A 14,247-nucleotide genomic window follows, 5' to 3' on the forward strand; every position below is an offset into this window, starting at 1 on the left:
GGGAGTGAATGTTGAGGAGGTTTGGAGCTAAGCTGCTATTTGCTTGCTTCCTTTTCTTTTCTTTACCGGTTGTTGTACAAGCTTCTCCTGTAGAAACAAACGTCGTTGATCAACAATTGGATAAGCTCGGAATTGAAGATGTGAAGCAATTTTGGGACGGGCTTGTTACAAAATATGGAGGCTATTTGCCAGAGAGTCAAAAAGGGAGCTTTATGGAGTTTGTAAAGGGAGAAAAAGAATTCTCTCTAAAAGAGTGGATGATAGGGTTATTAAAATATTTATTTCATGAGCTTGCTGCTAATGGAAAACTGCTTGGCACACTTATTATGCTCACAATTTTTAGTGCATTGTTGCAATCACTGCAATCCGCTTTTTCAAAAAGTAGCGTAAGTAAAATTGCTGATGCTGTTGTATATATGGTACTTATTATTTTTGCTTTAAATAGTTTTTATGTCGTTATGACATATGCAAGAGAAACGATACAAACAATGGTAGATTTCATATTAGCGTTATTGCCAATTTTGCTGGCGCTTATAGCAACTGGGGGCGGGGTTGTATCTGTATCATTTTTTCATCCGGTTATCATTTTCTTAATGAATACGAGTGGGCTTCTTATGAATTATATCGTTCTACCACTTTTATTACTGGCAACGATATTAAGTATTGTAAGTACAATGAGTGATCAATATAAAGTGACGAAATTATCCAAGCTTCTGCAAAACGTTAGCGTAGGGATTATCGGTGTCTTTTTAACAATTTTTTTAGGAGTATTATCTGTACAAGGAACAGCAACAGCCGTTGCTGATGGAATAGCTGTGAAAACTGCTAAATTTGTAACAGGAAACTTCATTCCAGTAGTTGGAAGGATGTTTACGGAAGCGGCAGATACTGTTATTAGCGCATCAGGATTATTGAAAAACACAGTCGGAATTATTGGGCTCGTCATTTTATGTTTAATTGTTGCTTTTCCAGCGATTCAAATTTTCTGTATCGCATTTATTTATAAATTCGCAGCAGCAGTATTGCAACCGGTTGGCGGCGGAGCAATTATTCAATGCTTAGACATTATTGGACGAAGTATCATTTACGTATTTGCTTGCTTAGCTATCGTATCATTTATGTTCTTTTTAAGTATTACAATTATTATTGCTGCGGGGAATATTACACTTATGATGCGGTAGGAGGTGAAGAGTATGCAATTTGTTACAGAGTGGATCAGAAATATTATCGTTTTTTTGCTCTTAGCGACAATGCTTCATCTTATTCTTCCAAATTCGAATTTGCAAAAGTACGTTAAATTCGTTGTAAGTCTTTTGTTAGTTGTATTAATTTTAACGCCTCTTTTTAAACTATTGCAGACAGATGTAAATGAAGTAATTGCAAATTTTAATGAAGAAAAGTACGTAGCAGAAGGATCTGTAAAAAATTCAATAGATTCGAAGAAAAAAGAAATACAAGCTCTAACACGTGCATATAGTTTAGAAGAGATGGCTACCAAAATGAAAAAAGAAGTAGGAAAAGAGTTTGAGAAAAAGTATGGTATGACTGTCTCTGAAATACAAATAGTCGCAGCAGAAAATATAGAAGAAGTAAAGTCAGCGAAAGATATTCAATCTGTTGTTGTGACGTTGAAAGAAAAAGAACGTAGTAAAAATGATGCAATCGAAACAGTAAAGCCAATTGAAATTAACACGAAAGAGCCTCCAAAAAAAGTGGAAGAAACGAATGTAGAAATGAAAGATTTCTTTTCAAGCAGGTGGCAACTAGAGGGTAAACAAATCCAAGTTCAAATGGAAGGGAGGACAGGTAGAGTAAATGGACAATAAAGATAAAAATTCGAAATTCTCATTTTTTCGAAACTTATTAAATGGGGATCAAAAAGAAAGCAACGAGAAGGGTAAAAAGGTAACACCTAAGTTTTTACTTGTCCTACTCATACTTGGAATTTTGCTTATGTTTTCTAGTAATTTCTTTGCGGGTAAAAAAGAAGAAGTACCTGTATTTAAAGAACAAAAAACTCAAAACCAAGAAAAAGACGTACCAACTTTCGGACAAAAAAATAATGATAGTATGTCAAATGTAGAAAAATATGAAAAAGCGTATGAACAAGAATTAAAAGCTGCTTTAGAAGAAATAGCAGGAGTAAAAGACGTAACGATTAAAGTGAATTTAGATTCATCTGAAGAAAAAATTTTAGAAAAAAATACAGTGAAACGCTCACAAACAACAGGTGAAACAGATAAAACAGGCGGTAAGAGAGAAGTAGAGGACGAGTCTCTTGATGAAAAGACTGTCATTATACGTGAAGGGGATAAAGAAACTCCTGTTGTTTTACGAACAGAGAAGCCGAAAGTACGTGGTGTTCTTGTCGTAGCAAAGGGAGTGGATAATATACAAGTTAAAGCAATGGTAAAAGAAGCTGTGATAAGGCTGCTAGATGTACCGGCCCATCGCGTTTCAGTTTCACCGAAAAATTGATAGGGAGGAAATAAAGTGTTAAAAAAACAAACAGTTTGGCTATTAACGATGTTAAGTTTAGTTGTTGTACTATCGGTGTATTACGTGACAACTCCTGACAAAATGAATACAGCATCGCCAGCAACAGGTGAAAAGATTGGGCAAGAAAAACAAGGTACTGATAAAGCAGTAACAAACGAAGCACCTAAAGAAACTCCGAAAAAAGAAAATACAAGCAAGGAAACAACGAATAAAGAAACAGACAAAAAAGAAAATACTAAAAAAGAAACAAGTAAAAAAGAGGGCAATGTATCAGTTCAATCAAGTGATGAGAATTTCACAGCTTTACGTATGCAAATGGAAGATCAACGTAGTGAAGCGAAAGCAAAATTACAAGAAGTGATGAATTCTTCGAAATCTTCAGCAACAGAAAAGAGTAAAGCGAAAGATAACTTTGATGCAATCACTACAATGGAAACGAAGCAAGAATTACTTGAGACAGTAATTAAATCTCAAGGAGGATATCCAGATGCTCTTGTAAGAGCTGATGGTACTGATATTAGAGTAACGGTTAAAGCGGCAAAACATTCACAGAAAGAAGCAAATAAAATTATTCAACTTGTAAGAAGTGAAGGCGGATCAAAAGATGTAGGTGTGAAATTTGATCCACCGGCGAAATAAGTGAAACTTTAATCCGTAGGGGGTTCCTTGCGGATTATTACTTTTTACTAAGCAAAGGGTATGCAAATAGTAAAATAGAGTATGTAAGTAAACGTGTGGATAGAAAAAAGCTATCATTTTCGATAGCTTTTTTCTATTTCGTCTTTGTAATTATTTTTACTATGTTCAACTCGGAATGGAGAAACACGTTGTGAGTAAAAGATTAATGGTTCATGGTACTGATGATTACTTTTTCCGGATTTGACGTGGATGCAAAGAACACATGCCCAAACGATTACGGCAGGTAAAAAGAGAATGAGCCATATCATATTTCCACACCTCGACACAATATATTTTCTACACTTTGAACATACTATTCTTATATGAAGGAATGATGAACGGCGTGTAAACAAAAAAATAATATTTGGTAAAAATATGTTATTGACTATAGGTGTGGTGAAGAGTGGAGAGGGAATGGCATGTTTGCTGTGTAACGTTTTGCTAAAGTAGTGAATGTTTTTTAAGAAGTGGTCTTGCCAATTTCATGTGAAACTTGGTATTATTACTAGGTATTAAATTTTTATTGGAATAATATTTTTACAGGAGTTTCGATTTATTATAAAGAAATATAAATTGGAATGTTTAAAAAATTTATCGTAAGATGGAAATAGTAAATATTTCTATTAGTTAATGAAATATATTTTCTAATAGAATACATCGTATTTTTACAGTCAATCTAGTTTTCGTGACGAGAATCTGTAAAAACGGGACAAACAAGAGTATGGGAGTGGATTTTACATGTTTAAAATTCAAGAAGTTCGTGAATTAATTAAATTAATTGATAGCTCTAATATTGATGAATTTGAATACAAAAAAGACGGTACAACAATCAAAATGAAAAAGCGTGGTAATGAAGTTGTTGCTGTGCAAGCACCTGCAGCAAAACAAGCTATGCAACCAGTAGCGCCTGTTGAAGTTGAAACGACAGTAGCAGCAGCGCAAGCAGAAGCACCAAAACAAGAAGAGAAGAAAACTGTGCAAGATGAAAATCTACATAAGATCACATCACCGATGGTAGGTACATTCTATTCTTCTTCTTCGCCTGATACACCTCCATATGTAAGTGTTGGGGATAGAGTATCGAAAGATTCTATCGTATGTATTGTCGAGGCTATGAAGTTATTTAACGAAATTGATGCTGATGTAGAGGGCGAAATTGTTGAAATTCTTGTTAATAACGGACAGCTTGTTGAATATGGACAACCGCTATTTCTTGTAAAAGCGTAATAAGGGAGTCTTTGTGATGATAAAAAAAGTATTAATAGCCAATCGTGGGGAAATTGCTGTACGAATTATTCGTGCTTGTAAAGAAATGGATATTGAAACAGTTGCAATTTATTCAGAAGCAGATAAAGAGTCACTTCACGTACAGATTGCAGACGAGGCGTATTGTGTAGGACCAACGATTTCGAAAGAAAGCTATTTAAATTTGACGAACATTATTAGCGTTGCGAAGTTAACAGGCTGCGATGCTATTCATCCGGGATACGGATTTTTAGCAGAGAATGCAGATTTCGCAGAGTTATGCCGTGAATGTAACTTGATTTTTATCGGTCCAAGTCCAGAAGCTATTTCAAAGATGGGCACAAAAGACGTTGCTCGTGATACAATGAAAGAAGCAGGGGTTCCGATTGTACCAGGTTCACAAGGGATTATTAAAAATACCGAAGAAGCGATCGAGCTTGCTAATCAAATTGGATATCCAGTTATTATTAAAGCGACTGCAGGTGGCGGCGGAAAAGGTATTCGTGTTGCACGCCATGAAGAAGAGCTTATAAAAGGAATTCAAATTACACAACAAGAAGCTAGTACCGCTTTTGGGAACCCTGGTGTATACTTAGAAAAGTACGTTGAAGATTTCCGCCATGTTGAGATTCAAATAATGGCAGATACACACGGAAATGCCATTCATTTAGGAGAGCGTGATTGTACAATTCAGCGCCGTTTGCAAAAACTATTAGAAGAAAGTCCATCACCTGCACTTGATGAAGATATTCGCAAGCAGATGGGCGAAGCGGCAGTTAAAGCGGCGGTAGCGGTTGATTATACAGGTGCTGGTACGGTTGAGTTTATTTATGAATATAAAACGAAAACCTTTTATTTCATGGAGATGAATACGAGAATTCAGGTTGAGCATCCGGTTACTGAAATGGTAACGGGAATGGACTTAATTAAAGAACAAATTCTTGTTGCTTCAGGAGAAAAGTTATCGTTACAGCAAGAAGAAGTACAATTTAATGGTTGGGCAATTGAATGTCGAATTAATGCGGAAAACCCTGCCAAAAAATTTATGCCATCTCCAGGTAAAGTAGAAATGTACTTACCACCAGGAGGATTTGGTATTCGCGTCGATTCAGCTGTATATCCGGGATATTCAATCCCACCTTTCTATGATTCGATGGTTGCTAAATTAATTGTTCACGGAAAAACACGTGAAGAGGCAATTGCAAAAATGAAGCGCGCACTTAGTGAATTTGTCATTGAAGGCGTACATACAACAATCCCGTTCCATTTGCAATTGCTAGATCATCCTGATTTTGTAAAAGGTGAGTTTAATACGAAATTTTTGGAAGAGCATGAACTTGTGACGCAGTGATACATTAAAGGAGGTTTTTTTCATGGCTGAACATATGTTAGATATGGGTCAAGATACAACTCTTGGTAAAGTAGAAATTGCACCAGAAGTAATTGAAGTAATTGCAGGTATTGCAGCTGCTGAAGTAGAAGGTGTAGCGGCAATGCGCGGTAATTTTGCTACAGATGTTGTTGAGAAGTTAGGTAAGAAAAATCACGGTAAAGGTGTAAAGGTTGAATTAGCAAACGAAGATATTATTGTTGACCTTTATGTTGTAATGTATTTTGGTGTAGCAATTCCAGTTGTTGCACAAAAGATTCAAGACAATATTCGCCAAGCACTCTTTACAATGACAGGACTTGAGCCAAAAGAAGTGAATGTTCACATCGTTGGCGTAACATTCGAAACACAAAAAACAGAAATCGAACCAGTGTAAGAATGAAAAGGTGCCTAGTAACATAGGCATCTTTTTTATCGTTTCATTTCTTCACAAATTACAACCCTCTAATTATTATACTATTTCAAAAAATAAGAAATAAACAAGGAGATGTGTCGTTTTTCCAAAAAACGTACATTGTGATAAGATATGGAACTTGAAGTTAATCTTTTTATTATTTTTCAGCCTTGTAACCCGTGTGTGAAACGATAAATTGTGTTATTATCATTGTATTATAAGGTTGGAAAATCAATGAAAACTGTAAGAGTAAGTGAATTGACGGCTTATAAATTATAATAATATAACAAAGTATAAGGAAAGACTTGAAGCATAAAGGAGAGTTACAATGAAACGTAGGACGGCTAGAGAAAGAGCAATGCAAGCATTATACCAAATGGATATTACAGGTGAATTAGAACCGAAAGTAGCAGTGGAAAACACGCTAGATGAAGGCGAAGAAACAAATGAGTTTCTAGAGTCACTTGTAGTAGGTTTTGTAGAAAATAAAGAAGCAATTGATGAAGCGATTCGTCAAAACTTAAAAAAGTGGAAGCTTGAGCGTATTAGTATTGTTGATCGCAGTATTTTACGTGTAGCTGTGTATGAAATGAAATACATGGAAGAAATTCCACACAACGTAACAATTAACGAAGCAATTGAAATTGCTAAAACATTTGGGGATGAGGAATCTCGTCGTTTTATTAACGGCGTTTTATCTAATATAAAAGATACACTGTAAATTCTTTAAGGGGGAATCTTAAAATGGTAGCAGTAATCATCAAAGGAAATGAAGTTGCGGAGAAAAAACGAGCACAATTAACAGAAGAAGTTGTGAAGTTGAAAGAGCAAGGTATTGTACCAGGATTAGCAGTTATTTTAGTTGGAGAAGATCCAGCATCTCGTTCTTATGTGAAAGGAAAAGAAAAAGGCTGTGAACAAGTAGGGATTTACTCAGAGCTAATTGAACTTCCTGAAACAATTACTGAGGAACGTTTGCTTGCTGAAATCGATCGCTTAAATGGCGATGACCGTATTAATGGCATATTAGTGCAATTACCTTTACCAAAACATATTGAAGAAAAAGCTATCATTGAAAGAATTTCACCAGAAAAGGATGTAGACGGATTTCACCCAATCAGCGTGGGACGTATGATGACGGGACAAGATACATTCCTTCCATGTACACCGCATGGTATTGTAGAATTAGTAAAAGAAACAAATCTTGATATTTCTGGAAAACATGTAGTAGTAATTGGAAGAAGTAATATTGTCGGTAAACCAGTGGGGCAATTGTTTTTAAATGAAAATGCAACTGTCACATATTGTCATTCTAAGACGCAAAATATGAAAGAGTTATCTAAGTTAGCTGATATTTTAATCGTAGCTGTTGGACGACCTAAAATGATAACAGCGGATTATATTAAAGAAGGAGCGGTTGTAATTGACGTTGGTGTTAACCGTTTAGAAACAGGAAAACTTTGTGGTGATGTTGACTTTGACAACGTGTTAGATGTTGCGGGTTACATTACACCTGTGCCAAAGGGTGTTGGTCCAATGACAATCACAATGCTTCTTCATAATACTGTTGAATCTGCAAAACGTGAAGGTGTCGTTTGTAAATAATTTGAGTCGGCTATGAGGAGAGAGAAATGGAGAAGCAATATTTAACCGTTACAGCGTTAACACGCTATATAAAAACAAAAATAGAATATGATCCGCATTTGCAGTCTGTTTGGTTAAAAGGTGAAATTTCCAACTTTAAAAATCATAGCCGTGGCCACATGTATTTTACATTGAAAGATGAAAATGCAAGAATCGCAGCGGTTATGTTTGCGGGTCATAATCGTAATATTAAATTCAAACCTGAAAATGGGATGAAGGTACTCGTGAAAGGGAAAATCTCTGTTTACGAGGCGAGTGGTTCTTATCAAATTTATATTCAAGACATGCAGCCTGACGGAGTCGGAAATTTACATTTAGCGTACGAACAGTTAAAAGTTCGTTTAGAAGAAGAAGGACTTTTTTCTCAAGTTTATAAAAAAACAATTCCTCCTTACGCTAAAACAATAGGTGTGATTACGTCGCCAACAGGAGCAGCGATTCGTGATATTATAACAACGATTAAACGTCGTTATCCAATTGGGAATGTTATTGTATTTCCGGTACTTGTACAAGGGGAGTCAGCGGCTCCCTCGATTGTACAAGCGATTCGTACAGCGAATGAAATGGGAGAGATAGATGTACTAATCGTTGGTCGTGGTGGAGGTTCTATTGAGGAATTATGGGCTTTCAATGAGGAAATGGTTGCAAGAGCAATCTTTAAGAGTGAAATTCCTATTATTTCGGCAGTAGGCCATGAAACGGATTTTACAATCGCAGATTTTGTTGCAGATTTACGCGCGCCAACACCGACTGCAGCAGCTGAGCTAGCAGCACCTAACATTATAGAGTTACAAGAAAAGGTATTACAAAGAACTCTGAGATTGCAAAGAGCAATGAAAGAGTTAGTACATAAAAAAGAAGAAAAACTACAAGTGTTGCAAAAATCGTATGCGTTCCGTTATCCAAGACAAGTATATGAGCAAAAGGAAGAGCAATTAGATAGAGCGCTAGAACAGCTTGTTTTAGCGAAAGAGCGCTATATTGATAAAAAGGTGAATCAGTTAAAGCAACTTTCATTTTATTTAGAGAAGCACCACCCATCTCAAAAAATTATGCAAACGAAGGTAGCTGTTGAAACGTTGCAAAAGCAATTACAACGTGAAATGCAAACGTTACTTCAAACGAAAGAATTTGCTTTTGTAAGAGCTGCTCAAAAACTTGAAGCGTTAAGTCCGCTTAAAGTAATGATGAGAGGGTACGGGCTTGTATATGATGAAGAGAAGCAAGTGTTAAAAAGTGTGAAAGATGTAAGTCTTGGAGATGCTGTTTCAGTTCAATTACAAGATGGAATACTAGATTGTAGTGTATCAGGCATAGAGGAGCGTGAATTGAATAATGGAAAATAAATTAAGCTTTGAAGAGGCAATTTCGCAACTTGAGCATCTTGTTTCTAAGCTAGAACAAGGTGACGTACCTTTAGAAGAAGCGATTTCTTATTTTAAAGAGGGTATGGAATTATCTAAGCTTTGTGATGAGAAGTTGAAGAATGTACAAGAACAAATGGCAGTTATTCTTGGGGAAGATGGAGAGCTTGAACCGTTTACTGCTTTAGGAGATGAAGCATAGTGACGATTGCTTTTGATACTTTTTTGAAGGAAAGTAAAACTTTCGTAGAAGAGAAACTTGTAAGCTATGCAAATGAATTACAATGTCCAAATGTACTTCGTGAAGCGATGGCATATTCTTTGGAAGCGGGTGGAAAACGTCTCCGCCCGTTACTTTTGTTTGCAACATTACAAGCGTTTGGGAAAGAAAGAAATCTTGGAGTAGGTGCAGCTTGTGCTCTTGAAATGATTCATACATATTCGTTAGTTCATGACGATTTACCTTGTATGGATGATGATGATTTAAGAAGAGGAAAGCCCACAAATCACAAAGTATTTGGTGAAGCGATGGCAGTTTTAGCAGGAGATGGCTTATTGACGTATGCTTTTCAAGTTATTATGGCATATGAACAAAAAGAAATTTCAGCCGAAAAAAAAGTAAGACTTGTACTTGAACTTGCAAAAGCAGCAGGACCAGAAGGAATGGTTGGCGGACAAGTGGCAGATATGGAAGCTGAAGGGAAACGCCTTACGATTGATGAATTGGAGTACATCCATAAACATAAGACCGGAAAACTGCTTGAATTTGCTGTACTTGCGGGTGCGATACTTTCTGATGCGACAGAAGAGCAAGAAGAAAGGTTGCTTACGTTTGCCAAATATATCGGTCTAGCTTTCCAAATTCGAGATGATATTTTAGATGTCGAAGGAACCGAAGAAGAGATTGGAAAACCGATTGGTAGCGATCTTTCTAATGAAAAGAGCACATATACGACGTTGTTTACTGTAGATAGAGCAAAGGATATTTTAGAAGAAACAATTGCAGAAGCAAAAGGTGCGATTAGCTCCTTGCAATTACAAGATGAATATTTACTATCTATTTGCGATTTGATTGCAAAACGTAATAACTAATATAACAGCGTTTTCATTTGTTGAGTCATTCATCATTTTATGATATAAATGTAGGAAAAGGTTTTTCTTTTCTTGTTATTGGCAAAAATATATGTAGATTACATTGCCGTTATCACTTCGTGTTAGCGGCTATTTTTTTCATCGCCTAAAGAAATATGGTTTATAATAGGATTAAGGCGCAATAGACTGGTTAATAGCGGGACAAGACGAAAAATAGAAAAGAGAATTTCTTGTTTTGTGTAAATGTTTTTTATAATATTTGACATGTTGACAGATTATGAAATGAAAGTGAGTGATCCATGTGGATCTAACGCAAATTCAAAACCCTAGTTTTTTGAAAGATATGTCTATCAGTGAACTAGAGGGATTGAGTGAGGATATTCGTAAGTTTTTAATTGAAGAGCTCTCTCAAACAGGTGGACATATTGCACCTAATTTAGGTGTAGTAGAACTCACAATTGCTCTGCATAAATTATTTGATAGCCCGCAAGATAAATTTTTATGGGATGTAGGACATCAATCCTATGTACATAAAATTTTAACTGGACGCGCGAAAGAGTTTGGTACATTAAGGCAATATCAAGGTCTATGTGGTTTTCCGAAACGTTGCGAAAGTGAGCACGATGTATGGGAAACTGGTCATAGTTCAACATCGTTATCGGCTGCAATGGGAATGGCTCTGGCACGTGATTTAAAGAAAACGAAAGAATATGTTATACCAATTATTGGGGATGGTGCTTTAACAGGCGGAATGGCTTTAGAGGCATTGAACCATATTGGACATGAAAAAACAGACATGATTGTTATTTTGAATGATAATGAAATGTCGATTGCACCAAACGTTGGTGCGCTTCATAATGTACTCGGTCGTTTACGTACAGCAGGAAAATATCACTGGGTAAAAGATGAATTAGAGTATATATTAAAGAAAATCCCAGCAGTTGGTGGGAAAGTGGCTGCGACAGCAGAGAAAATAAAAGATAGTCTTAAATATTTACTAGTATCTGGTGTCTTTTTCGAAGAGTTAGGCTTTACATATTTAGGTCCAGTCGATGGGCATGATTATGAAAAGTTATTCGAGACGTTGCAATATGCAAAGAAAACAAAAGGTCCAGTACTTGTTCACGTTATTACGAAAAAAGGAAAAGGTTATAAACCGGCTGAGAGTGACGTTATTGGAACTTGGCATGGAACAGGACCTTATAAAATTGAATCAGGTGACTTCGTTAAGCCGAAAGAAGTTGCACCAGCATGGAGTGCTGTTGTTAGTGAAACAGTACTTAAGCTAGCGAGAGCGGATGAGCGTATCGTAGCAATTACACCTGCAATGCCTGTTGGATCAAAACTTGAGAAATTCCAAAAAGAATTCCCAGATCGTATGATTGATGTAGGTATTGCAGAGCAACATGCTACAACAATGGCAGCAGGTATGGCAACGCAAGGAATGAAGCCATTCTTAGCAATTTATTCGACATTTTTACAAAGAGCATATGACCAAGTTGTTCATGATATATGCCGCCAAAACTTAAATGTTTTCATCGGAATAGATCGCTCGGGATTAGTAGGAGCAGATGGTGAAACGCATCAAGGTGTATTTGACATCTCATTCTTACGTCACTTGCCAAATATGGTGCTTATGATGCCGAAAGATGAAAATGAAGGGCAACATTTAGTTTATACGGCAATGCAATATGAAGATGGACCAATCGCACTGCGTTATGCGCGCGGTAATGGACTTGGCGTTCATATGGATGAAGAATTAAAGGCGATTCCAATCGGTACGTGGGAGACGTTAAAAGAGGGTACACAAGCAGCTATTTTAACGTTTGGTACGACAATACCAATGGCAATGGAAGCCGCTGAGCGTCTTGAAAAAGCTGGAGTTTCAGTGAAAGTAGTGAATGCTCGCTTTATTAAACCAATGGATGAAGCATATTTACATGATCTTCTAGGAAAGAATATACCGATTTTAACGATTGAAGAAGCTTGTTTAATCGGTGGTTTTGGAACAGGAGTAGTTGAATTTGCATCTGAAAATGGTTACCATAGTGCATTAGTTGAACGAATGGGTATTCCAGACCGCTTCATAGAGCACGGAAGTGTAACAAAATTATTAGAAGAAATTGGTTTAACGACAGATGCTGTTGTAGACCGTATTCATACAATGATTCCATCAAAACAAAAAAGGGCGTAACAAATGAGCGTAAAAAAAGAAAGAGTAGATGTACTATTAGTAGAGCGAGGACTTATAGAAACGCGTGAGAAAGCAAAGCGCGCCGTTATGGCCGGACTCGTATATGCAAATGAAATGAGACTTGATAAGCCAGGAGAGAAAATCTCGCAAGATACTGAGATTACGGTGAAGGGGCAAGTTATGCCGTATGTAAGTCGTGGTGGTTATAAACTTGAAAAGGCATTAGAGACATTTCATCTTGATTTACAAGATAAAGTTATGATAGATATTGGTTCATCAACTGGTGGCTTTACAGATTGCGCGCTTCAAAATGGAGCGAAATTATCTTATGCATTAGATGTAGGATACAATCAACTAGCGTGGAAATTACGTCAAGATGAGCGTGTTGTTGTAATGGAACGAACAAACTTCCGTTACGTGACACCAGCAGACTTAGAACGTGGTTTACCTCAATTTGCAAGTATTGATGTTTCATTTATATCATTAAAGCTTATACTGCCGGTTTTAAAAACAATGCTTATGCCTAACGGAGATGTAGCAGCATTAATTAAACCGCAGTTTGAAGCTGGAAGAGAGCAAGTTGGGAAAAAAGGTATCGTTCGTGATAGAAAAGTACATGAAGCTGTTGTGGAAATGATTGTCGATTTTGCTTTAAAAGAGGGCTATGATGTGGAAGGTTTAACATTCTCACCAATTACGGGTGGGGATGGTAATATTGAATTTTTAATTCATCTGAAATGGCATGGTGAACGTGAGAATGGCGAAAATCATTCTCCGATTTCTATAGAGCAAGTTGTTACAGAAGCGCATGACGTTCTAAAACAAAAAGGGAAAGGGGAATAACATATGTTGTTCCTCTTTTTGTTGTAATTGTATAATGATTGTAAAAACAATTGTGTACAAGAAACGAATTATAAGTTAACATAAATAAGTGAAGTATACCAATGTTTAAACTATGGTAAGAGATAGTGTGAGGTGCAAATGTATGAATAAAGGTCAGCGCCATATTAAAATCAGGGAAATTATTGCAAACAAAGAAATTGAAACACAAGATGAATTAGTTGATATTTTACGTAATGAGGGATTTAATGTAACGCAAGCAACAGTATCGCGCGATATTAAAGAACTGCACTTAGTGAAGGTGCCATTACATGATGGGCGCTATAAATATAGCTTGCCAGCCGATCAACGATTTAACCCGTTACAAAAATTAAAACGAAATCTAGTGGATTCATTTGTAAAATTAGACACGGCAGGACATATGCTTGTGCTAAAAACATTGCCTGGTAACGCTCATTCACTTGGAGCACTTATTGATCATTTAGAGTGGGATGAGATCATCGGAACCATCTGTGGTGATGATACTTGCTTAATTATTTGCCGTACACCTGACGATACAGGTGTTGTCTCTGATCGTTTCTTAAATATGTTGTAACAAAAAATCTTGTTTGCTTTCCATCGTAAAGTGGGAAGTGAACAAGATATTTTTATTGGTTAAAAATATGATTTTTCTAATTGTAATATAATATTTTGTATGCATAAAGTTAGAAAATAGATGGATTGACCCGTAAAACAAATGTTTGGTACAATGAAGCGGGTTAGAAGAGTATATACATACAAATATATAGCATGATTATTTGAATGAAGAACTGAGAAAATCCTTTAGTAAGGGATTATTTTATAACGAGGTGAATGGGGCATTGTTATCGGAATTATCGATTAGAAACTTTGCTATTATTGAAGCATT

16 protein-coding genes are annotated in these 14,247 nt (G+C 36.3%); 15 read left to right on the forward strand and 1 reads right to left on the reverse strand.

Translation table 11 applies throughout. The features are described from left to right. Nucleotides 1-8: 8 nt before the first annotated feature. The 4 genes from spoIIIAE to MR170_RS11845 are packed head-to-tail and all read left to right on the forward strand — an operon-like array spanning nt 9 to nt 3,138. The gene (gene spoIIIAE / locus MR170_RS11830; protein WP_000946113.1) at nt 9-1,181 is read left to right on the forward strand and encodes a stage III sporulation protein AE; all 1,173 of its coding nucleotides are present in this window, start codon (nt 9-11) and stop codon (nt 1,179-1,181) included. Nucleotides 1,182-1,193: 12 nt separating this feature from the next. Beyond that, on the forward strand, nt 1,194-1,826 hold the full coding sequence (gene spoIIIAF, locus MR170_RS11835) for a stage III sporulation protein AF (RefSeq protein ID WP_029443282.1): 633 nt from the start codon (nt 1,194-1,196) through the stop codon (nt 1,824-1,826). Next, nucleotides 1,816-2,478 carry a stage III sporulation protein AG gene (gene spoIIIAG, locus MR170_RS11840; RefSeq protein ID WP_242308316.1) on the forward strand — a complete coding sequence of 221 codons (663 nt, stop codon included), beginning with the start codon at nt 1,816-1,818 and terminating at the stop codon, nt 2,476-2,478. Before spoIIIAF ends, spoIIIAG begins: the two co-directional genes overlap by 11 nt. Before the next feature lie 15 nt (nt 2,479-2,493). Then, a complete protein-coding gene (locus MR170_RS11845; protein WP_000914711.1) occupies nt 2,494-3,138 on the forward strand; it encodes a SpoIIIAH-like family protein in 645 nt (214 codons plus the stop codon). A gap of 113 nt (nt 3,139-3,251) precedes the next feature. Here MR170_RS11845 and MR170_RS11850 read toward each other — a convergent pair whose 3' ends face one another. Further along, a complete protein-coding gene (locus tag MR170_RS11850; protein WP_002000935.1) occupies nt 3,252-3,446 on the reverse strand; it encodes a hypothetical protein in 195 nt (64 codons plus the stop codon). 469 nt (nt 3,447-3,915) lie between these two features. Between MR170_RS11850 and accB the strand changes: the two genes are divergently transcribed. From accB to argR, 11 genes are all read left to right on the forward strand, one after another. Next, nucleotides 3,916-4,404: an acetyl-CoA carboxylase biotin carboxyl carrier protein gene (gene accB / locus MR170_RS11855; protein WP_000472863.1), complete on the forward strand. Its 489-nt coding sequence runs from the start codon at nt 3,916-3,918 to the stop codon at nt 4,402-4,404. 16 nt (nt 4,405-4,420) lie between these two features. Then, nucleotides 4,421-5,773 (forward strand): acetyl-CoA carboxylase biotin carboxylase subunit, encoded by a 1,353-nt coding sequence (gene accC, locus MR170_RS11860; protein ID WP_000592870.1) that lies wholly within the window; start codon nt 4,421-4,423, stop codon nt 5,771-5,773. A gap of 22 nt (nt 5,774-5,795) precedes the next feature. Then, a complete protein-coding gene (locus MR170_RS11865) occupies nt 5,796-6,188 on the forward strand; it encodes an Asp23/Gls24 family envelope stress response protein (protein ID WP_000807630.1) in 393 nt (130 codons plus the stop codon). 346 nt (nt 6,189-6,534) lie between these two features. Then, nucleotides 6,535-6,927 carry a N utilization substance protein NusB gene (gene nusB / locus MR170_RS11870; protein ID WP_000830247.1) on the forward strand — a complete coding sequence of 131 codons (393 nt, stop codon included), beginning with the start codon at nt 6,535-6,537 and terminating at the stop codon, nt 6,925-6,927. A gap of 23 nt (nt 6,928-6,950) precedes the next feature. Next, complete coding sequence (gene folD / locus MR170_RS11875) at nt 6,951-7,811, forward strand: bifunctional methylenetetrahydrofolate dehydrogenase/methenyltetrahydrofolate cyclohydrolase FolD (protein WP_029443281.1); 861 nt, start codon at nt 6,951-6,953, stop codon at nt 7,809-7,811. A 26-nt stretch (nt 7,812-7,837) separates the two neighbouring features. Further along, nucleotides 7,838-9,196, forward strand: coding sequence for an exodeoxyribonuclease VII large subunit (gene xseA, locus MR170_RS11880; RefSeq protein ID WP_016080322.1), 1,359 nt, complete (start codon nt 7,838-7,840; stop codon nt 9,194-9,196). Beyond that, a complete protein-coding gene (gene xseB, locus MR170_RS11885; RefSeq protein ID WP_000428423.1) occupies nt 9,186-9,416 on the forward strand; it encodes an exodeoxyribonuclease VII small subunit in 231 nt (76 codons plus the stop codon). Before xseA ends, xseB begins: the two co-directional genes overlap by 11 nt. Then, nucleotides 9,416-10,306, forward strand: coding sequence for a (2E,6E)-farnesyl diphosphate synthase (ispA, locus tag MR170_RS11890; RefSeq protein WP_029443280.1), 891 nt, complete (start codon nt 9,416-9,418; stop codon nt 10,304-10,306). Before xseB ends, ispA begins: the two co-directional genes overlap by 1 nt. Nucleotides 10,307-10,607: 301 nt before the next feature. After that, nucleotides 10,608-12,500, forward strand: coding sequence for a 1-deoxy-D-xylulose-5-phosphate synthase (gene dxs / locus MR170_RS11895; protein WP_000366452.1), 1,893 nt, complete (start codon nt 10,608-10,610; stop codon nt 12,498-12,500). A 3-nt stretch (nt 12,501-12,503) separates the two neighbouring features. Then, nucleotides 12,504-13,343, forward strand: coding sequence for a TlyA family RNA methyltransferase (locus MR170_RS11900; RefSeq protein ID WP_016080325.1), 840 nt, complete (start codon nt 12,504-12,506; stop codon nt 13,341-13,343). 142 nt (nt 13,344-13,485) lie between these two features. Then, nucleotides 13,486-13,935, forward strand: coding sequence for an arginine repressor ArgR (argR, locus tag MR170_RS11905; RefSeq protein ID WP_001032580.1), 450 nt, complete (start codon nt 13,486-13,488; stop codon nt 13,933-13,935). Nucleotides 13,936-14,247 lie beyond the last annotated feature (312 nt).

The sequence above is a fragment of the Bacillus cereus group sp. BfR-BA-01524 genome (assembly GCF_022662595.1).
GTDB lineage: Bacteria > Bacillota > Bacilli > Bacillales > Bacillaceae_G > Bacillus_A > Bacillus_A thuringiensis_S.

Coding starts and splice junctions, on each gene's coding strand:
- spoIIIAE (WP_000946113.1), top strand. CDS start 9: ATGTTGAGGAGGTTTGGAGCTAAGCTGCTATTTGCTTGCTTCCTTTTC.
- spoIIIAF (WP_029443282.1), top strand. CDS start 1,194: ATGCAATTTGTTACAGAGTGGATCAGAAATATTATCGTTTTTTTGCTC.
- spoIIIAG (WP_242308316.1), top strand. CDS start 1,816: ATGGACAATAAAGATAAAAATTCGAAATTCTCATTTTTTCGAAACTTA.
- MR170_RS11850 (WP_002000935.1), bottom strand. CDS start 3,446: ATGATATGGCTCATTCTCTTTTTACCTGCCGTAATCGTTTGGGCATGT.
- accB (WP_000472863.1), top strand. CDS start 3,916: ATGTTTAAAATTCAAGAAGTTCGTGAATTAATTAAATTAATTGATAGC.
- accC (WP_000592870.1), top strand. CDS start 4,421: ATGATAAAAAAAGTATTAATAGCCAATCGTGGGGAAATTGCTGTACGA.
- MR170_RS11865 (WP_000807630.1), top strand. CDS start 5,796: ATGGCTGAACATATGTTAGATATGGGTCAAGATACAACTCTTGGTAAA.
- nusB (WP_000830247.1), top strand. CDS start 6,535: ATGAAACGTAGGACGGCTAGAGAAAGAGCAATGCAAGCATTATACCAA.
- folD (WP_029443281.1), top strand. CDS start 6,951: ATGGTAGCAGTAATCATCAAAGGAAATGAAGTTGCGGAGAAAAAACGA.
- xseA (WP_016080322.1), top strand. CDS start 7,838: ATGGAGAAGCAATATTTAACCGTTACAGCGTTAACACGCTATATAAAA.
- xseB (WP_000428423.1), top strand. CDS start 9,186: ATGGAAAATAAATTAAGCTTTGAAGAGGCAATTTCGCAACTTGAGCAT.
- MR170_RS11900 (WP_016080325.1), top strand. CDS start 12,504: ATGAGCGTAAAAAAAGAAAGAGTAGATGTACTATTAGTAGAGCGAGGA.
- argR (WP_001032580.1), top strand. CDS start 13,486: ATGAATAAAGGTCAGCGCCATATTAAAATCAGGGAAATTATTGCAAAC.